Annotated in this window: 15 protein-coding genes; 5 read left to right on the top strand and 10 right to left on the bottom strand. The window is 59.9% G+C overall.

Going from position 1 to position 18,220, the window contains the following annotated elements:
• Window positions 1-63: 63 nt before the first annotated feature.
• From foxA to L350_RS09630, 3 genes are all read right to left on the bottom strand, one after another.
• Window positions 64-2,172: a ferrioxamine B receptor FoxA gene (gene foxA / locus L350_RS09620; protein WP_115504204.1), complete on the bottom strand. Its 2,109-nt coding sequence runs from the start codon at window positions 2,170-2,172 to the stop codon at window positions 64-66.
• Window positions 2,173-2,293: 121 nt separating this feature from the next.
• Window positions 2,294-3,247, bottom strand: a complete 954-nt coding sequence (locus L350_RS09625) for a helix-turn-helix domain-containing protein (protein ID WP_032625340.1) — start codon at window positions 3,245-3,247, stop codon at window positions 2,294-2,296.
• Between the two features lie 138 nt (window positions 3,248-3,385).
• Window positions 3,386-3,619, bottom strand: coding sequence for a DUF2171 domain-containing protein (locus L350_RS09630; protein WP_003863067.1), 234 nt, complete (start codon window positions 3,617-3,619; stop codon window positions 3,386-3,388).
• 221 nt (window positions 3,620-3,840) lie between these two features.
• On the opposite strand from L350_RS09630, the gene L350_RS09635 reads away from it, so the two are divergent.
• Window positions 3,841-4,026, top strand: coding sequence for a hypothetical protein (locus tag L350_RS09635; RefSeq protein ID WP_010427252.1), 186 nt, complete (start codon window positions 3,841-3,843; stop codon window positions 4,024-4,026).
• A 38-nt stretch (window positions 4,027-4,064) separates the two neighbouring features.
• On the opposite strand, the gene L350_RS09640 is transcribed toward L350_RS09635, so the two are convergent.
• On the bottom strand, window positions 4,065-5,186 hold the full coding sequence (locus L350_RS09640) for a ribosomal protein uL16 3-hydroxylase (protein ID WP_032625338.1): 1,122 nt from the start codon (window positions 5,184-5,186) through the stop codon (window positions 4,065-4,067).
• Window positions 5,187-5,320: 134 nt separating this feature from the next.
• Entirely contained in the window at window positions 5,321-5,926 is a 606-nt protein-coding gene (locus tag L350_RS09645; RefSeq protein WP_022646928.1) for an ATP-dependent Clp protease proteolytic subunit, read from the bottom strand.
• 318 nt (window positions 5,927-6,244) lie between these two features.
• Between L350_RS09645 and L350_RS09650 the strand changes: the two genes are divergently transcribed.
• Complete coding sequence (locus L350_RS09650) at window positions 6,245-6,862, top strand: response regulator transcription factor (RefSeq protein WP_022646926.1); 618 nt, start codon at window positions 6,245-6,247, stop codon at window positions 6,860-6,862.
• Window positions 6,863-6,865: 3 nt separating this feature from the next.
• Here the strand turns inward: L350_RS09650 and L350_RS09655 are convergent, their stop codons facing one another.
• The 5 genes from L350_RS09655 to L350_RS09675 form a co-directional block, all read right to left on the bottom strand.
• Window positions 6,866-12,451, bottom strand: coding sequence for a trifunctional serine/threonine-protein kinase/ATP-binding protein/sensor histidine kinase (locus tag L350_RS09655; protein WP_032625336.1), 5,586 nt, complete (start codon window positions 12,449-12,451; stop codon window positions 6,866-6,868).
• A 9-nt stretch (window positions 12,452-12,460) separates the two neighbouring features.
• Window positions 12,461-12,841: a response regulator transcription factor gene (locus tag L350_RS09660; RefSeq protein ID WP_006810275.1), complete on the bottom strand. Its 381-nt coding sequence runs from the start codon at window positions 12,839-12,841 to the stop codon at window positions 12,461-12,463.
• A gap of 23 nt (window positions 12,842-12,864) precedes the next feature.
• Window positions 12,865-13,125 carry a XapX domain-containing protein gene (locus L350_RS09665; RefSeq protein ID WP_006810276.1) on the bottom strand — a complete coding sequence of 87 codons (261 nt, stop codon included), beginning with the start codon at window positions 13,123-13,125 and terminating at the stop codon, window positions 12,865-12,867.
• Window positions 13,122-13,343 (bottom strand): DUF1427 family protein, encoded by a 222-nt coding sequence (locus L350_RS09670; RefSeq protein WP_022646923.1) that lies wholly within the window; start codon window positions 13,341-13,343, stop codon window positions 13,122-13,124. Before L350_RS09670 ends, L350_RS09665 begins: the two co-directional genes overlap by 4 nt.
• Window positions 13,344-13,404: 61 nt before the next feature.
• Entirely contained in the window at window positions 13,405-14,091 is a 687-nt protein-coding gene (locus L350_RS09675) for a hydrolase (RefSeq protein WP_022646922.1), read from the bottom strand.
• Window positions 14,092-14,311: 220 nt separating this feature from the next.
• Between L350_RS09675 and L350_RS09680 the strand changes: the two genes are divergently transcribed.
• From L350_RS09680 to L350_RS09690, 3 genes are read left to right on the top strand one after another with little or no spacing between them, the layout of a single operon-like run.
• Window positions 14,312-16,183 carry an amidohydrolase gene (locus L350_RS09680; protein WP_022646921.1) on the top strand — a complete coding sequence of 624 codons (1,872 nt, stop codon included), beginning with the start codon at window positions 14,312-14,314 and terminating at the stop codon, window positions 16,181-16,183.
• Entirely contained in the window at window positions 16,183-16,590 is a 408-nt protein-coding gene (locus tag L350_RS09685) for a DoxX family protein (RefSeq protein ID WP_032625334.1), read from the top strand. The genes L350_RS09680 and L350_RS09685 overlap by 1 nt, the downstream gene beginning before the upstream one ends.
• Entirely contained in the window at window positions 16,587-18,206 is a 1,620-nt protein-coding gene (locus tag L350_RS09690) for an MFS transporter (RefSeq protein ID WP_032625331.1), read from the top strand. Before L350_RS09685 ends, L350_RS09690 begins: the two co-directional genes overlap by 4 nt.
• Window positions 18,207-18,220: the final 14 nt, after the last annotated feature.

The raw sequence follows: 18,220 nt of genomic DNA, 5'->3' as shown, positions 1-18,220 counted from the left end.
AGAGGGTGAAAACCGATCCCGTAGGCCCGGTAAGCGCAGCGCCACCGGGCATTGGCTAACGACTCAGAACGTCCACGAAACGCTGCCGACAATGCTGCGCTCTGCACCGAAGTAGCAGTAAGAGAGCGAGTTACACGCCGCAACGTAGCTTTTGTCCGTCAGGTTATTGACGTTCAACTGCGCGCTCACGCCCGTGAGCCCCACTTTCGACAGGTCATACCCCACGACCATATCCACCAGGGTGTATGACGGTAGCGTATGGGTGTTCTGACGATCGCTGGCGATCCCGTTGACATAGCGCACGCCGGAGCCGACGGTCAGGCCGTCCAGCGGGCCGCTTTTGACGTCGTAGCTCAGCCAGGCGCTGGCCATGTTACGCGGGGCATAGACGGCGCGCTTGCCCTCCTCTTCCGGGCTGCTCTTCTTGTAGCGAATATCCGTATAGGTGTAGGCCGCCTGCATGCGCAGGCTGTCGGTCAGCTGTCCAATCGCCTCCAGCTCAACGCCTTCGGATTCGATTTCACCGATGGAACGGTACGGATCGGTCGGCTCCTCTTTAGTGGCAATGTTCTTCTGGTTGATGCGGAACACCGAGGCGCTGAACTGGCTGTTCATCCCCTCCGGCTCATACTTCACGCCCGCTTCCCACTGCTTGCCCTTCATCGGATCCAGGATATTCCCCTGCTCGTCGGCAAAGCTGGTCGGCGTAAAGGCGGTGGAGTAACTGACGTACGGCGCGACGCCGTTATCAAACAGATACAGCAGCGCCGCGCGGCTGCTGAAGTTGTTTTTATCCAGATCGCTGCGGGTATGGTTGAAGTTGTCGACGTTCGACACGCTCACCTGGTCGTAACGCCCACCCAGCGTGAGGCGCCAGCGGTCAATGGACATCTGATCCTGCAGGTAGTAGCCGGTCTGGCGCAGCTTATGCTTTTCCCTGCTGTACTGGGTGATGTAGTCCGGCTTCGCGCCATAAGCAGGATGGAAAGCGTCAATCGGCGGGAAGCCGCCGTAGTAGCCGGTGACGTTGTTGGTGCGGTCCTGGTAGTCAATGCCGATCAGCACGCGGTGGTTCACCTCGCCGGTATCGAAGCTGCCGTCGACCTGGTTATCCAGGGTGATGGCGTTCATCTTCTCGTCGGAGCCGGAATAGCCGCGGTTCAGCTCGGTGTCGTTCAGCCAGCCTGCGGCATACACCTGGTTCAGCTCGACTTTGGTGTGCAGGTAGCGCAGCTTCTGACGCACGGCCCAGCCGCTGTCAAACAAGTGCTCGATGTTATAACCGACCATGTTTTCCCGACGATCGTACTTGTCGTAATCGTCTTCACCTTCAAAAAAGGTGTTGGAGATTTTCTTACCGCTGTGCGGCACGACGGTGCCCTCATACGGCAGGCCGGAGTGGCTGCCGCCTTCCGGATCGCGGTGCAGGTAGGCCATCAGATCCAGACGGGTATTATCGGTGATACGCCAGGTCAGGCTCGGCATCAGCGCGTAACGCTCTTCTTTGAGCGGATCGAACTGGGAATCGGCATAGCGGGTCATCCCGCTGAGGCGCACCGCCACGCGGTCGTTATCATCAACCGGGCCGGTGACGTCGAACATCGCCCCGCGCTGGTTATTGTTACCGGCGAAGAGCTTGATCTCCCCGCCCGGATCGAACGATGGCTTACGGGAGGTGAGCGCCACGATGCCGCCCGGCGATGAGCGACCGTACAGCACGGAGGCCGGGCCGCGCACGACTTCGACACTGTCCAGGAACCACGGATCAACCACCAGCGAGCTGTGGGAATTGGTGTCGCCCATCATCTTCAGTCCGTCGAGGTAGACGTTGTCCAGGCTGCCGTCCGAGAAGCCGCGCAGCACCATGTAGTCGAAGCGGTTTGATGCCCCAATCTGGTTGCTGTATACCCCCGGCGTGTAGCTCACGGCCTGACGCACGCTGGTTGCGCCCTGCTCTTCGAACTGCTCGCGGGTGACGATAGAGACCGATTGCGGGGTTTCAATATCCGGCGTTTCAAGCTTGGTGGCCGCAGACTGCATCTGCGAGGTCACCACCACGGTGTCAGTTTTTTGGGCATCCTGCGCCAGTAAAGGAAAAGCGACGCTACCGGTAACCCATCCCACCAGCAGTGCCAGACGCGATTTAGCAAACATAACCCTCTCCAGAGATATTTCTTATTGTTAATAAGAATTATTACCTTTTTGAGGGTGCAAACAGCTATGCGCGCCGCCAGGTTATGTATGCGCGATGCTAAACCGCACGGGATACGTTCGCGCGATGGACAAAATTACGTTAGCGGAGTTTGCGCACGTCACCCGGTGAAATCCCGTAATGACGACGAAACGCGGTGGCGAAGTTGGTGGCATGCTGATACCCGCACATCCAGGCGGCCTGCTGTACGCTATGGCCTTCCAGCAGATAGCGACGCGCCAGCGCAAGGCGACAGTCGCGGAGATAATCGAAGAGTGTGCAGCCGTAGCGTTGACGGAACTTGCTGCGCAGGCTGCTTGGGCTCATGGCAGCAAGGGCTGCCAGCTGCGCGAGTGTATGGTCACGTTCAGGAGACTGTTCCAGCAGGCACCGGACGCGTTCCAGACGCGCATGCTCAGGGCGGCTCGGACAGGGCAGCTGGCACTGGTTCAGGCCGTGGCCGAGCAGCTGGTACATGAGCCCCTCCAGCAACAGCTTACGCGAGAGCACGCTTCCCCCCTGCCGCTGTGCATGCTGAATGCCTGACATCACAAACTCGGGAACGTGCCAGACAAACGCGGGGGTATTCAGGCTTTGCCATTCCAGCAGCAGCGACTCAAGCAGGGCTTCACGTCCGGCATCGTGCGGGTACACGCCAAACGAGAGCGTTTTCAGCGTGCTGTCAGCATCGTGACGCGCGCTCATCACCTGATCTTCACTCAGACGCGAGCTGAACGCCATGCCCGGGCGGACGGGATAATCGATACCATTGAGCGTGAGCGTCACGCACCCTTCCAGCACCACCAGCATATAAAGCGGGCTGCTGTGGCGAGAGGTGGTTTCATAGGGCTGTAATACACGTACCTCGGAATGGGTCAGTGAAATGCCGGACGAGAGCGTCATCTCTTCAACATTCCCCTGCAACACGGGGCTGCCGCTGACCTGCTCATCTTTTAGCTGCGGGAAACGGTAGTCGATGCCGTAGCGCTCGCCGAATATTTGAAAATCCTCAACAAAAAAAATGCGCTTCGCTGATGTATTTTCACTCTGGAGCATAATTCGGAGCCTGCATCGGGGAAAGGACAGGCAAAACAGTACCATTCATTTGCCATGGCAGCAATCACCGGGCGCAGACACTATTACGCTCCGGACGAAGCCGGAGCGAAGGCGTATATTTCTTTACGAGAAATATATTTATGCTTCCTGCCACTCAGCAAAAACCTCTTTATGGTTTTTGGTCAGGACAACTTTATTATCTTCGACCTTATCGACCCAGCCGAGAGGAATAAAGTGGTGCTTGCCGCCTGATTCCGGATCGCTCTTCGCAAGCTTGATACGCTCACCATCAAGATGGTCCACAACCCCGACATGCGTTCCGCAGCTGGCGACAACCTGAGTGTGATCCTTAATTGCGCTTTTATCTACCATATTAATTCTCCTGTTTCGGTTATTTGCCTGTTGCACGAAATTAACTGTAGCGCATAAATTCGGACCTGAAATGCGTATTAGCATTTTGAAACATCATTGACAGAACCGAATATTATGTCTATTTAGCGCCGAATTGAAAAAAAATAAGAATGAGATGAATTATTAGCGACTGATTATTTTCCGTTCATAATTAAAGTATCGCAACCAACGAGGAGGTATTTATGACGATTCGCAACAATCGGACAGAAATTTCGCTGGCTCTTGGTGAAGCGGTCTTAGACATCGTGCAAAAAGGCCATGAGGTATCGCGAGAAAATCTCGCCCAGGCGATGAAAATTAAAGCGGAAAAAGAGCGCGACGATGAGCGGCTTCTGAACTACTGGAAGGCCTGTAATATGCTGGTTTAAACGTAGCGGCGTTTAGTCTGACTAAACGCCGCTGTCTGTTACTCGTCGAAGTACCAGTATCCCTGGTTAATCAATCCGGTCAACTCTTCCACAAACGCCGGATTATTCAGCGCTACACCCAGCTCGGCCTGGCCGAGCTGGGTGTAGCGGGACAGCGCGTCCGCCCCGTTCACATCCACCGTCTCCAGCTGTTCGCTGTTGATAAAGAAGCAGCCGTTGATGTTCAGCACGCGCAGCCCGCTCAGGCGTGATAGCGTTTCGCCCCCTTGCAGCGCGTCGAGCACCTCGTCTGCGGAATACGGCGGCTCGGCGGCGGCAATATCCAGCTCGTGACGCGGCGTGGAGACGAAGCTGCCGAACCATTTTGTAAAATCATCCGGCTTGCTAATCATGTCGATCATCATCTGGCGAATGCGATCGAGCTCGTACTGCTCCACGCGGCCCGGGTGTTCGCGGCAGGTCAGATCGGGATCGCTGTAGTGCTCGCCACCCAGATCGTTTTCCAGCGCGTAATCGGCAAAGCTGCTGATCAGATCGCGACCGTTCGGCCCGCGGAAACCGACAGAGTAGTTGAGCGCGGTTTCATGGGTGAAGCCGTCATGCGGGAATCCAGGCGGAATATAAAGGATATCGCCCGGGGCCAGATCTTCGTCAATGATTGGCTCAAACGGATCGACGTGCAGCAGGGCCGGATGCGGACAGAACTGACGCATCGGCAGCTTGTCACCCACGCGCCAGCGACGGCTACCCATCCCCTGAATAATAAACACATCGTACTGATCGATATGCGGCCCAACGCCGCCGCCCGGGACGGAGAAGGAGATCATCAGGTCATCGAGACGCCAGTCCGGCAGGACGCGGAACGGACACACCAGCTCTGCGGCGGGCATATGCCAGTGGTTCACCGCCTGCGCCAGCAGAGACCAGCCGGTTTCACCGAGGTTATCGAAATGCTCAAACGGGCCATTGCTCGCCTGCCACTTGCCGTTAGCATGGCTTACCAGGCGGCTATCGACTTCCGGCTCCATCGCCAGACCCGCCAGTTCATCAGGGGTAATGGGGTCGACAAAATTCGGGAAGGCATTTTTCAGCACAACGGGTTGTTTTTGCCAGTATTTCTCAAGAAATTCCGGCCAGTCGAGGTTCAGTTGATACGCCATGGTTAGCACCAGTGAGAGGGGAGACAGGCGCGATTATAGAAGAGACAGCCAGGGGGGAACTTGTCATGGGTCAATCGAGCGCGCGTAGGTCGGGTAAGGCGAAGCCGTCACCCGACGCACGCGCGGGCTAAAACTTAATCCAGGTTCAGCTCGTCATAATGGGTGATCAGTTTGCCCACGATGCCGTAGTCCAGCGCTTCCGCCGGTGACATCCAGAAGTTACGGTCGGTGTCCTTCTTCACTTTCTCCAGCGGCTGGCCGGTGGCGTCAGCAATCAGTTTGTTTACGCGTTCCAGCATGCGGATAATCTCGCGCGCTTCGATTTCGATATCCGTTGCCTGACCGCGCACGCCGCCCAGCGGCTGGTGGATCATAAAGCGGGTATTCGGCAGCGAGTAGCGGTGCTCTTTTTTCGCCGCCAGGAAGATGGTGATCCCGGCGCTTGCCACCCAGCCGGTGCCAATGACGTGCACTTCCGGTCGGATAAACTTAATGAAGTCGTGGATGGTGTCGCCCGCTTCCACGTGGCCGCCCTGGCTGTTGATGTACAGCTTGATCGGATCGTTGCTGACGCTTTGCAGCAGGATCATCTGAGTGATGACTTTCTGGGCCAGTTCCTGGTTGATCTCACCGGAGATGACAATCGAACGGGATTCCAGCAGTTTTTGCTGTAGAGCGCCCGCGCCGCTTGTTCCTTCCGCTTTTTCTTTATCGTCACTGCTTTTCAGTGTGTAGTGCATCGTTATGTCCTCAGCTTGTCGCGCTCAAAATCAGAGTGTAGCCTGTTTTACCCGTCGGCGTCCTCACACAAAACATCGTGGCTCAGGATGAATATCGCCTGTGTCACGCTCTGGCTTCGCAGCCGGAAAGGTCTCTAAAAACAGCGTTCCGATCCTAACCAATTCGCCACATTTTTATTACACTTTCATATCATCTTCATATTGCCGAATGATAATAATTATTAATGTGTTAGTATGAATGAGGATAGCAAACAGTCGCTTACGTTCAAAAAGGCGCATTTTATTCTCGATGGTTTACTGATCACACCGGGGCGGTGAATGGAACACATTGTTTATGTGGTTGATGACGATGACGCAGTCAGGCAGTCCGTGGTTGGGCTGCTGGAATCAGCGGATATACACGCCCTTGGCTTTTCCTCAGCAGAAGCCTTTCTCAGCCATCCCTTTGAGGATCTGCCCTCCTGCGTGATCCTCGATATGCAAATGCCCACGATCACCGGGTTTGATGTCGCAGATGCGCTGAAAGCCAACGGGCGGGAAATACCGATCATCTTTCTCACCGGTCACGGCACTATCCCTATGTCCGTCCGGGCGATCAAAGGCGGGGCCTACGAATTTCTCACTAAACCCGTTGAATCCAGCGCCCTCATTGGCTCTATCGAATCCGCGCTCAGGCTGGCACAGCACAACGCCGCCCGCGTCAAAGAGCACTACGCCCTGAAACAGCGCCACATGTCCCTCACGCCGCGCGAGCATGAGGTGCTTGAGCTTGCCATCAGCGGCAAGCTCAACAAGCAGATCGCCGCCGAGCTGGGCGTCAGTGAGATTACGGTGAAAGTACACCGCCGCCGGGTGATGGAGAAAATGCAGGTCCGCTCCGTGGCCGAGCTGGTCAGGGCCGTCGAGCGCCTGACCAAACATCAGCCAGCGGAATAACCGTTACGCCTCCTGTCCGGCAAGCGGCAACGCGAAGGTAAACACCGTCCCGTACGGATCTCTGCGGCGCGCGCTCAGTTTTCCCCGGTGCCGTTCAATGATGCTGGCGCTGATGGTCAGCCCCATCCCCATTCCCTGCGCTTTGGTCGAATAGAACGAGTCAAAGATCCGCTCGGTGAGCTCCGGCTCAATGCCGCTGCCGGTATCGGCGATCTCAAAGATCACCTTCCCTTCGGCGCAGTTCGCGGTGGCGATCGTGATGCAGCACGGGCGATCCGTCACTTCCGCCATCGCTTCCATCGCATTCATCACCAGGTTAAGCAGCACCTGCTGGATCTGCACGCTGTCGCCGATGATAAAGCTGTCGTCAGCGTTCAGGAGATAATCAACGCTTATGTGTCGCAGCTCAAGTTCGCTGCGGGAGAGCATAATGATGTGGTGGATCAGGAAGTGCAGATCGATGCGCGTAAACGTGGGGTCCTGTTTGCGCGTCAGAGATTGAATGCTGCGGATGATCTCCCCTGCCCGCTCGCCCTCGGCGGCGATCTCCTCCAGCCCCTCTCGCACTTTGTCCAGCCGCGCCGGATCGCGGTTGAGCCAGCGCAGGCTCGCGCCGGCGTTCGAGACAATCGACATCAGCGGCTGGTTGATCTCGTGCGCGATCGAGGAGGTGAGTTGCCCGACGGTGGTGGCCCGTGAGACTCGCGCCAGATCCGCCTGCGCCACCCGCATCGCATCCTCCGCCGCCCGCTGGCTGGTGATGTCGGTAATGATGCCGTAATACTCATTCACTTCGCTGCCCACGCCCACCGGATCGCCAATCCCGAGAATGTAGCGAACGGAGCCGTCGGTGCGGATAATGCGAAACTCCGCGCGCATCGACAGTCCGTCACGCACGCTCTGATTAACGAGGTTACCGATCCGGCCATAATCATCCTCATGCACGAAGGTCAAAAACTCCGCCATTGAGATCATCTTTTGCTGCTCCGGCAGGCCAAGAATACGGGCGTACTCTTCGGACATAAACATCAGATCCTGCACCAGCTCCCAGCGCCAGCTGCCGGTATGGCTGATCTGCTCACCCAGCATCAGCGAGGTCTGGCTGGCGCGCAGCTCTTTCTCCACCCGTCGGCGGTGGATGTTTTCCGCCAGCAGCTCGGCGTAGAGCCGTGCCGTCTCCAGCGAAACGGCCGCCTGCGCGCCCAGCAGGCTGACCACGCGCGAATGTTCGGCGGTAAACACTTCCGGCATCAGGCGGTTTTCCAGATACAGCACCCCCACCAGTCGCGCCTGTTTGAACATCGGGACACACATCACGGCGGCGCCGGACGTCACCAGATAAGGATCCTGGCTGAACGGGTGAAATTCCTCCGGTTTGCCGGTGCGGATCTCCTGCCCGGTGCGGATCACCGCGGCCAGCACCGACAGCGGCATGTCCGTCGCCATCGGTGTCTCTTTCAGGATGCGAACCCGCACCCCGTCGGTGCTGGTCCAGGCGCTGGCTTCGATCTCCGGGATGTGATTATCGCTGACGCGAAGCAGCAGGCCACGCTGCGCCCCGGCCCGTTCAAGCAGCAGCGTCATCAGGTTTTCAATTAAACGCTCGAGGTTGATTTCTTCGGACAAGGCGCGTGAGGCTTTGATGACGCTCTGTAAATCGCGGATCACCTCGTTCTGGGCAAATGCCACGGTGTCGTACGCGCGGCTCTGCCCGGAGGCCAGCAGATGCGGAAAATCCTGCTCCAGCTGACGCACCTTGGCCTGCGCCCCGGCGCGGCCCCAGGCGGCAATCGAACCGCGGAAATGGGCGTCGGAGGCGGTCGGGTAGCCGCAGGCCAGCGAGAAACGCCCTGCCAGCTCGTGGGCCAGGGCATTGATCGGGTTAAACCCGCCCTCCCGCGAGAGCCGCACCGCCTTTTCATACTGCTCCAGCGCGATGCTGTTCATGCCGTCCAGACGGACGATTTCGGCATAAATCAGCGCCTCTTTATCGGCAAACGTGCCCGGATTGATCCGCGCCCAGAGGGCAATTTTGTCGTAATGGTGATGAATACTGCGGCGATAATCCGCCGAGAAGGTCTCCGGCGAAAGCTGGCGGGAGAGCGCCAGCGCGCTGTAAAAATGGTAATCCAGCAGATGGATATGGCCCGGCGCGGACCACGCATACCAGCCCGCCCTCTCTAAATCCGCCTGCGCGTCGGCGTATTCGCCGCAGGTAAAGTGCGCCATCCCGCGATAGAGCCAGTACCAGAACAGCATGGTCGAGGTCTGCTCGGGCGCCTGCTCCGGCGGTGCGGGCAGCAGATCGTCAGGCAGCGCCTGGGCGGCGTTCCATGTGCCCGTCACCGGCGTGCGTAAAAACTCCACGTAGCGGCGCTGAATGTGCAGAACGGTTTCAATGTCCTGATAATCCGTTTTACGCACAAAAGCCAGACCGCGATCGATGCTGGTCAACACGCCGTCCAGATGATCGCCCCGGGAGAGGAAGTTAATGATCTGATGACAAGCCGCGAAGCAGGCCATCGTCATGTCGCCGTGGGTCACCGCCGAGGTAAAGCAGGCCTTGGCGCACTCGATAGTGTACGACAGCGGCTGGGTCCAGACGCTGAGCTGGTCGAGCGGCAGCAGAGTTTTAGCTTCATAGGCATCATAGCCGTGGCGGTTCACCAGCTCGCGAGCCAGCGTGCCGTACTCAAACCCGAGACGGTATTCGGCATAGCGGTGGCCAATCAGCACGCCAAACCAGGCCATCGCCGTGGTGGATGCGCCGGTTATGCCGCGATCGAGCGTGAGGTGCATCATCCGGCACAGGAGTAAAAAGTGCAGGCGCGGGCAGGTAAAGCTGGCGAAAATACTGGCGCTGTAAAGCAGGTTCATTACCGCTTCGGTCTCCGCGCTCTCCATCAGCTTAAGCTGAGTAAACGGGTTCTGCGGCGCGTCGGCGGTGCGTTGACAGAACTGCTGCCAGGCCTCGTCACATTCGGCATTTTCCGGGTAGCGGCTGATCTGGATCCCGAACACGCCCAGCCAGCATAACGACGCCTCCAGCGCCAGGCGGATCTCCGACTGGCGCATATAGACTTCCGCCAGCAGGTTAGCGGCCAGCGCTTTCTCCGTCAGCCCGCCCGGTGAGCCGAGGATCGTATCGCACAGCGCGCGCGTGCGCTCCAGGTGCCCGAGCGCGAACTCACAGCCCGCCTCTTCGATATCCAGCATAAAGTCCGAGACCGGACCCGCGTTCCCCAGCGCTCTGGCGGTCTGGATGTAACTTAAGGCGGAAAGGTAATCGCCGGTACGCTTCGCACGCCGCGCGGCCTGGAGGCTCAGCTCACGGAATCTCTGGCGCTGCGGCGCAGGCTGGATGCAGTCCAGCGCGGCGCTGACGTGGTGAACCGCGCGGAACAGTAGTTCGTTACCCGCCGTCTGCCGCGCGGCATCCGCCAGCAGGCTGGCGGTGGTCAGGTGCAGATGGCTTTTCTCGCCCTCATCCAGCAGGGCAAAGGCGGCTTCCTGCACCCGATCGTGGGTAAAAGCGTACTCTTTCTCCGTCAGCACAATCAGCTGAGCGGTAACCGCCGGATGAAGGGCGTAGCGGATTTCCGCCGCCGACTGCCCCACCACGCGGCACAGCATCTCCAGCTCGCCCGTGCAGCCGAGGCAGGCGATGCTGCCCAACAGGCGGCGCGTCTCGTCGGGCATCTCTTTGAGCTGTTCTAGCACCAGCGTCACCACGTTCTCGGTGTAATGCCGGGCGCGGATGGCCTGGAGATCGTAATGCCATTTCCCCTGATATTTGTTGTGCACCACCAGTCCGTCATCGACGATGCGGCGGAAAAATTCCTGAACGAACAGCGGGTTGCCGCCGGTTTTTTCATGGATCAGCGTGGCAAGATCGGAGGTGCCGGTACTGCGGGCATGAAAAATCCCCCCGAGCCAGCGTGCCACGGCCTTCACCGACAGCGGCTGCGGCACGATCGTCATGGCATGCTGCGCCGCCTCCGGCAGGCTCGCCAGCGCGGTCTGCAAGCTGGGATCAGAAAGCGAACTGAGATCGCGGTGCGCCACCACCACCAGCAGCGGGATGGCGCCGCAGGCGCGCAGCAGGTGATCGAGCGTTTGCAGGCTGGCGGCGTCGATCCACTGCACATCATCCAGCAGCAGCACCAGCGGCGCGCCCTGGGTGGCGAAGGTTTTCACCAGCGCCAGCACCATATGGCTGAAGCGCGCCCGCGCGTCGATGGAAAATGTATCCGCAGAGAAACGCGGTTTATTCTCAAGAAATAAATTCAGCTCCGGCACCAGGCTGACAGCCAGCTCCTCGAAGCCTTCCAGCGCACGCGACAGGCGGATTTTCCACGTCGCCACCTCCCCGGCTGGCAGCCCGAGCAGGTGCAGCGTGAGCGTCCGAAACGCCGAACTCAGCACGCCGTAGGGCAGCGTGGGAGAGTATTGATCGACCTTGCCCACCGCCAGCAGCACCTTGCGCTGTTGCAGCGATTTCAGTGTGGTGGCGATCACGGAAGATTTGCCGATCCCCGACGGACCGCCAATCGTCACCAGTTCCGGCGCACCGCTCTGGCTGACCCGCTCAAACGCGGCGATGACGTCGCTGGCCTGCGGATGCGCAGAGAAAAGCGAATCGGCAAGATGGATCGCCGGAGAGCGATCCTGCTGGCCGGGAATAAAGTCGACGATCTCACCTTCGGCGGTCAGCGTCGCCTGGCAGCGCCTGAGGTCGGCAATCAGCCCGTCGACGGTCTGATAGCGATTCTCCGGATTCTTCTCCAACAGCTTAAGGATAATGGTCGACAGCATGCCGGGCACGTCCGGACGCACCCGGCCCGGCGCAAGCGGCTCAGAGGCAATGTGGTAATGCGCCCAGTTAGTCTGGTCATCAGCGCTCAGTTCAAACGGCAATCGCCCGGTCAGAAGTTCATAAAGCACGATACCCAGACTGTAGAGATCGCTCCTGCTGTCGACGGCGCGCCGGGTACGCGTGGTGTGTTCCGGTGACATGTAGGCGGGCGTGCCGCCAGACGCGGCAAGCCGGGACTGGGAGAATGCGTCGGAGGTGGCGCAGGAAAGACCAAAGCTGCACAGACGGCTGGTGGCGTCGTGATGAACGAAGATCGACCCGGGTTTGATATCGCCGTGGATCAGGTTGTGCAGATGCATCTGGCGCAGGGGACCGCAGATGCGGATCGCCATCTCGATAAAGCGGGCGATCCCGGAAATCGCCTTACCTGCCCGGCACGCCAGCAGTTCAAAGCAGAACGGCGCGTAGACCAGCGCAAAACGTCCGCGGTACTGGGTTGAAGCGACGGGCCGGATAGCCCAGCCGTCATGAAGTCGATCGCGCAGGGCAAACTCGTTTTTAAGCAGCCGCGTTGCCCGCTCCTCTTCTTCATCGCTGACCGCGGTGGCAATAATAAACGAACCGCCTGACTGGGGATGCCGCCCGTTCATCCAGGAGATGCCGCCCTCCTGCGCCAGCACGGTAAAAATAACATCCTCTTTCAGAACAAAAGCCCGCCCTTCATGGAGACTTCCCCGGGCGGGCCAAAATGCAGGCGACGTTTGTTCGTTCATCCGCGATCCTTATTGTCGGCGGGTCAGCTCCCGCTGAATATGATCCAGCAGAATATCGATGTTAATCGGCTTACGCAAAAATGCAGCGGCGCCCAGGCTGAGTGCATACCGCTGCATATTTTCATCCGCATGGCCGGAGATAAACAGTATTGGCGGCGGCGGCGTGGCCAGCAACCGCAGCTTCTCAAACAGCTCGATCCCGTTCATGCCGCGCAGCTTGATGTCGGTGATCACCAGCGACGCGCCGGACAGGGCGAGAGGGTGGCTCAAAAACACCTCTGCCGAATCGAAGGTATCGGTAGCATACCCTTCCGATTGCAGCAGGTTACTGAGCCCGCTGCGAACAGAGCGTTCGTCATCAATGATGGCAATGCGCCACGGCAGCGTCATGCTGTCTTTCCTCAAACAATTCGTTACGCGTCGCGGCTTTCCTTCGCGGGCGCTGGGGGCGCGGTACCGCTGATTTTCGGTACGCATTCATGACGAAACCAGGCCAGGGTCAGCGGTTCGCGGCTCACCAGACGCCGTCCGATGGGGATCAGTTGTTCACCCACCAGCATGCCGAACAGGCCAAGCAGCGCGACGACCGGCGGCGCCGGGGAATGCACGTCGAGCAGGGCGTAAATTACCCCAGCCGCGACCCCGCACACCAGCGAAATAATCCAGGCCTTCATGATGACGCTCCGGTCAGGTGCTGAACGTGGGGAACCGTCACCTGCACGCCAGCGGGATTATCGCGGGATAAAAGATGACGCATCGCCTGTTCCCCTGCCAGCATACCCAGCAGGCCAATCAGCGCCAGCGCGGGCGGCGCGGGGGAACGCACCTTCAGCACGGCATACATCAGGCCAATCAGCACGCCTGCCGCGAGGGATATCAACCCTGTACTCATTGTGAACTCCAGAGAAAAAGGCAGTGACGAGCCGGATGAGGGACCAGCCCGCCGCCGGGATTTAGCGTGCCGGAACCGGCGCTAAGGTACGGTGCTCGCTCTTCTGGCGAGACGGCGCTTTGTGCACCATGGTGTAGGCATAATCCACGCCCATGCCGTACGCACCGGAGTGCTCGCGCACGATATCCATCACCGCGGTGTAGGTCTCTTTATGCGCCCAGTCACGCTGCCACTCCAGCATCACCTGCTGCCAGGTCACCGGGATCACGCCCGCCTGGATCATGCGCTGCATCGCGAAGTCGTGGGCTTCTTTGGAGGTGCCGCCGGACGCGTCCGCCACCATATAAATTTCGTAGTCCCCTTCCAGCATCGCGCACAGGGCAAAGCTGTTGTTGCACACTTCGGTCCACAGGCCCGCGACAACCACCTTCTTCTTGCCGTTAGCCTTCAGCGCGTCGCGCACCTTCTGGTCGTCCCAGGAGTTCATGGAGGTACGCTCCAGAATGTCCTGGCCCGGGAACACGTCCAGCAGCTCCGGATAGGTGTTACCGGAGAAGCTTTCGGTCTCTACGGTGGTGATGATGGTCGGGATGTTGAACACTTTTGCCGCTTTCGCCAGCGCCACGGTGTTGTTTTTCAGCACCTGGCGGTCAATAGACTGCACGCCAAACGCCATCTGCGGCTGGTGGTCGATGAAAATGATCTGACAGTTGGCTGGGGTTAAGACTTCGAGCTTTGTAGTGGTCATAAGATTATCCAGTGAGGTTAAAGGTTAAAATCGCCGCGAACAGCACGCCGATAAAATCGCATTCATCCTATGACCCACGCCGCTGGCGCGTAATTATCTCTTCGTATAGTTAACCTAAGGTATAGTTATACTTTGGTATACCTATCCTATTGTATAACTGGATCTTTCCCGAAACCGGTTCCCATAATCCTGACCATTCCCCTCTCAGTCTGGAGCAGTTATGGTTACCCTCGGTAAAGCCGATCTCATTCTGGTTAACGGCCAGTTTCACACCGTCGATCGCGAGAACCCTCTCGCGGAAGCCGTTGCCGTGCGCGACGGGAAATTCCTGGAAGTGGGCACCGTCGCCGAGGTGATGCAACACCACTGCGACGGCACTAAGATGGTCGACTTAAAAGGCCACACCGCCATCCCCGGCCTGAACGACTCGCACCTGCACCTGATCCGCGGCGGGCTGAACTACAATCTCGAGCTGCGCTGGGAAGGCGTACCGTCCCTGGCAGATGCCCTGCGCATGCTGAAAGAGCAGGCCCTGCGCACGCCGTCGCCCCAGTGGGTGCGCGTGGTGGGCGGCTGGAGCGAGTTCCAGTTTGCCGAGCGCCGTATGCCAACTTTAGACGAGATCAACGACGCCGCGCCGGATACGCCGGTTTTCATCCTGCACCTGTACGACCGCGCCCTGCTCAACCGCGCCGCGCTGAAGGTGGTCGGCTACACCAGGGACACGCCGAATCCGCCGGGCGGGGAGATCCAGCGCGACGCCAACGGCAACCCGACCGGGATGCTGATCGCCCGCCCGAACGCCATGATCCTGTACTCAACCCTCGCCAAAGGGCCGAAGCTGCCGCTGGAGCAGCAGGTCAACTCCACGCGCCAGTTCATGCGCGAGCTGAACCGCCTGGGGCTGACCAGTGCCATCGACGCGGGCGGCGGCTTCCAGAACTACCCGGAAGATTACGAGGTAATTGCCGAGCTGCACGAGAAAAAGCAGATGACCATCCGCATCGCCTACAACCTGTTTACCCAGCGTCCGGGCCACGAGCTGGAAGACTTTGAAAAATGGACCGACATGCTCACGCCGGGCCAGGGCAGCGACTTCTTCCGCCACAACGGCGCGGGCGAGATGCTGGTCTTCTCCGCCGCCGATTTTGAAGACTTCCTCGAGCCGCGCCCGGATCTCGCGCCGGGCATGGAGGACGAGCTGGAGCGCGTGGTGCGCCATCTGGTCGAACACCGCTGGCCGTTCCGCCTGCACGCCACCTATAACGAATCCATCAGCCGCATGCTGGACGTGTTCGAGAAGGTGAACCGCGACATTCCGTTCAACGGGCTACACTGGTTCTTCGACCACGCCGAAACCGTGTCACAGGCCAACATCGACCGCATCAAAGAACTGGGCGGCGGCATTGCCGTGCAGCACCGCATGGCCTTCCAGGGGGAATACTTCGCCGAGCGTTACGGCATCGAAGCCACCCGCCACACGCCGCCGGTGGCGAAAATGCTGGAGACCGGCGTGCCGGTGGGCTTAGGCACCGACGCCACCCGCGTGGCGAGCTATAACCCGTGGACCGCGCTCTACTGGCTGGTCTCCGGCCGCACCGTTGGCGGGATGCAGATGTACGATCACAGCGCCCGTCTGGATCGCGATACCGCCCTGATGCTCTGGACCCAGGGCAGCGCGTGGTTCTCCAGCGAGCAGAACCAGAAGGGGCAGATCAAAACGGGCCAGCTCGCGGATCTGGCGGTGCTCAGCAAAGATTACTTCCGTGTGCCGGAAGAGGAGATCAAGGGCATCGAGTCCGTCCTCACCGTGGTCAACGGCGATATCGTCTACGCCGCTGGCAGCTTTGGCCCGCTCGCGCCGCCCGCCATTCCGGTCCTGCCCGAGTGGTCCCCGGTGGTGAAGGTGCCGGGCCACTACCGCAGCGCGCCGCCGCAGGCCGCACGCGTCGGCATGAGCGCCGTCCACCACTGCAGCGGCCCGTGCGGGGTTCATAGCCACCAGCATGATTTCGCCCGCACGTCAGAGATGCCGGTGTCCGACGATAACGCTTTCTGGGGGGCGCTGGGCTGCAGCTGCTTTGCATTCTGATGAAACATAATGACGCTTCGCCCCGGATCGATCCGGGACTGTTCTTCCTGCGCCTGACCGGCAGCCTGCTGCTGCTTTACGTGCATGGCCTGCCTAAGGTGCTCCACTTCAGCGAAGAGCTGACGCGCATCGAAGATCCGTTTGGTTTCGGACCTTACGCGAGCCTGATCCCGGCGATCGTCGCCGAGGTCATCTGCCCGCTGTTTATCATTGCAGGGGTTTACACCCGCCTGGCGTGCCTGCCGATTATCGCCGTACTGCTGGTGGCGATGCTGGCGGTGCACCCGGACTGGTCGATTGCCGAAGGGCAGTTTGGCTGGCTGCTGCTGATTATCTTCACCACCCTCGCCCTCACCGGACCGGGCCAGTGGCGGCTGCAGCGTAAGACGACGGAGAGGTTCGCATGACCCAGGTTAACGACGTTCGCGACGCACACGTCGAGACGACGCCCGCATCGGCGGCTTCGCCCTGGCAGCCGCTGAGCCAGCCGGTGTTCCGCATGCTGTGGATCGCCACGGTGGTCTCTAACGTCGGCTCATGGATGAGCGACGTCGGCATCAACTGGAGCATGCTGACGCTCAGCGCCGATCCGCTGGATATCGCGCTGGTGCAGGCGGCCAGTAGCCTGCCGATGTTCCTCTTCGCCCTGCCGTCCGGGGTGATGGCGGACATCGTTGACCGACGAAAATACCTGCTCTTCTCCCAGCTATGGGTATTCATCGCCGCTGCCGGGCTGACGCTGCTCTCTTTTACCGGATACGTCACCCCCACCGTTCTGCTGGCGGCAACGTTTCTGCTGAGCGTGGGCGCGGCCATGAGTTCGCCGCCGTTTCAGGCGATTGTGCCTGACCTGGTGAGCAAGCCCGAGCTGGGTTCCGCCGTGGCGCTTAACTCGCTCGGGGTCAACATCAGCCGGGCGATTGGCCCGGCGCTGGGCGGTTTCCTGCTGTCGCTGGCTGGGCCGTGGATGGTGTTTGCGCTTAACGCGCTATCCGTGGTCGGCGTGGCGTGGGTGCTGTGGCGCTGGCGTCCGGCGCCTTCCGTGCAGCGGCTGCCGCCGGAGCACTTCTTCTCCGCGGTGCGCTCCGGCATTCGCTACGTGCACGCCGCCCCGGTGCTGCGCAACGTGCTGGTGCGTACCGTGGCGTTCTTCGTTTTCGGCAGCGCGGGCTGGGCGTTACTGCCGCTGGTGGCGCGCCGCGAGCTGGGCTTAGGCCCGGCGGGCTACGGCGTGATGCTGGCGTGCATTGGCCTGGGGGCGATTGCCGGGGCGATCCTGCTGCCGCGCCTGCGTCAGCGGCTGAATGCCGACCGCCTGATGGTGGCCGCCAGCCTGACGTTTGCAATCACCATGCTGGCGCTGGCGTTCGTGCGCCACTTCTGGCTGCTGAACCTGTTTGAGTTCTTTACCGGCTTCGCGTGGATTGCGGTGCTCTCCACCCTCAACCTTGGCGCACAGCGCAGCGCCGCCCGCTGGGTAAAAGCCCGGGCGCTGGCTGTGTATCTGACGGTGTTCTTCGGCTCGATGACCGCAGGCAGCGCCGTCTGGGGGCAAATCGCCTCGCAGTTCGGCACCCCGACCTCGCTGGTGGTTGCCACGCTGGGGATGGTGCTGGCAAGCGCGACGGCGTTCCGCTGGAAGCTGGAGAAAGATCCGAATTTAAATCTCGACCTGAGCGGGCAGCCGCTGGACGGCGTGGAGATTGAACTCCCGAACGAGCGCGGCCCGGTGCTGGTGTCGCACGAGTACATCATCGACCCACAGAACGCGAAAGCGTTTTTGCAGGCCGTGCACGAGCTACGCCGGGTGCGCCGCCGCGCCGGAGCGATGAGCTGGGCGGTGTACGAGGATATCGAACGTCCAGGGCTGTTTATCGAGACCTTCCTGATGGGTTCCTGGATTGAGCATTTGCGCCAGCAGGAACGCCACACCATGAATGACCTCCTGTTGCAGAGCCGCGTTCTGGCTTTTCATCAGGGCACAACATCACCGGCAATTCGCTATCTGGTCGCGCCGGTATAACCATAACAATCACC

The organism is Enterobacter sp. MGH 4, from assembly GCF_000534735.1.
GTDB lineage: Bacteria > Pseudomonadota > Gammaproteobacteria > Enterobacterales > Enterobacteriaceae > Enterobacter > Enterobacter intestinihominis.
Note: the sequence above shows the minus strand (reverse complement) of the source record. Positions and strands in the feature narration are given on the sequence as shown.

Bases quoted from the DNA above. Each gene is read 5' to 3' on its own strand.
- L350_RS09625 (WP_032625340.1), bottom strand. From the start codon at position 3,247: ATGCTCCAGAGTGAAAATACATCAGCGAAGCGCATTTTTTTTGTTGAG.
- L350_RS09630 (WP_003863067.1), bottom strand. From the start codon at position 3,619: ATGGTAGATAAAAGCGCAATTAAGGATCACACTCAGGTTGTCGCCAGC.
- L350_RS09635 (WP_010427252.1), top strand. From the start codon at position 3,841: ATGACGATTCGCAACAATCGGACAGAAATTTCGCTGGCTCTTGGTGAA.
- L350_RS09640 (WP_032625338.1), bottom strand. From the start codon at position 5,186: ATGGCGTATCAACTGAACCTCGACTGGCCGGAATTTCTTGAGAAATAC.
- L350_RS09645 (WP_022646928.1), bottom strand. From the start codon at position 5,926: ATGCACTACACACTGAAAAGCAGTGACGATAAAGAAAAAGCGGAAGGA.
- L350_RS09650 (WP_022646926.1), top strand. From the start codon at position 6,245: ATGGAACACATTGTTTATGTGGTTGATGACGATGACGCAGTCAGGCAG.
- L350_RS09655 (WP_032625336.1), bottom strand. From the start codon at position 12,451: ATGAACGAACAAACGTCGCCTGCATTTTGGCCCGCCCGGGGAAGTCTC.
- L350_RS09660 (WP_006810275.1), bottom strand. From the start codon at position 12,841: ATGACGCTGCCGTGGCGCATTGCCATCATTGATGACGAACGCTCTGTT.
- L350_RS09665 (WP_006810276.1), bottom strand. From the start codon at position 13,125: ATGAAGGCCTGGATTATTTCGCTGGTGTGCGGGGTCGCGGCTGGGGTA.
- L350_RS09670 (WP_022646923.1), bottom strand. From the start codon at position 13,343: ATGAGTACAGGGTTGATATCCCTCGCGGCAGGCGTGCTGATTGGCCTG.
- L350_RS09675 (WP_022646922.1), bottom strand. From the start codon at position 14,091: ATGACCACTACAAAGCTCGAAGTCTTAACCCCAGCCAACTGTCAGATC.
- L350_RS09680 (WP_022646921.1), top strand. From the start codon at position 14,312: ATGGTTACCCTCGGTAAAGCCGATCTCATTCTGGTTAACGGCCAGTTT.
- L350_RS09685 (WP_032625334.1), top strand. From the start codon at position 16,183: ATGAAACATAATGACGCTTCGCCCCGGATCGATCCGGGACTGTTCTTC.
- L350_RS09690 (WP_032625331.1), top strand. From the start codon at position 16,587: ATGACCCAGGTTAACGACGTTCGCGACGCACACGTCGAGACGACGCCC.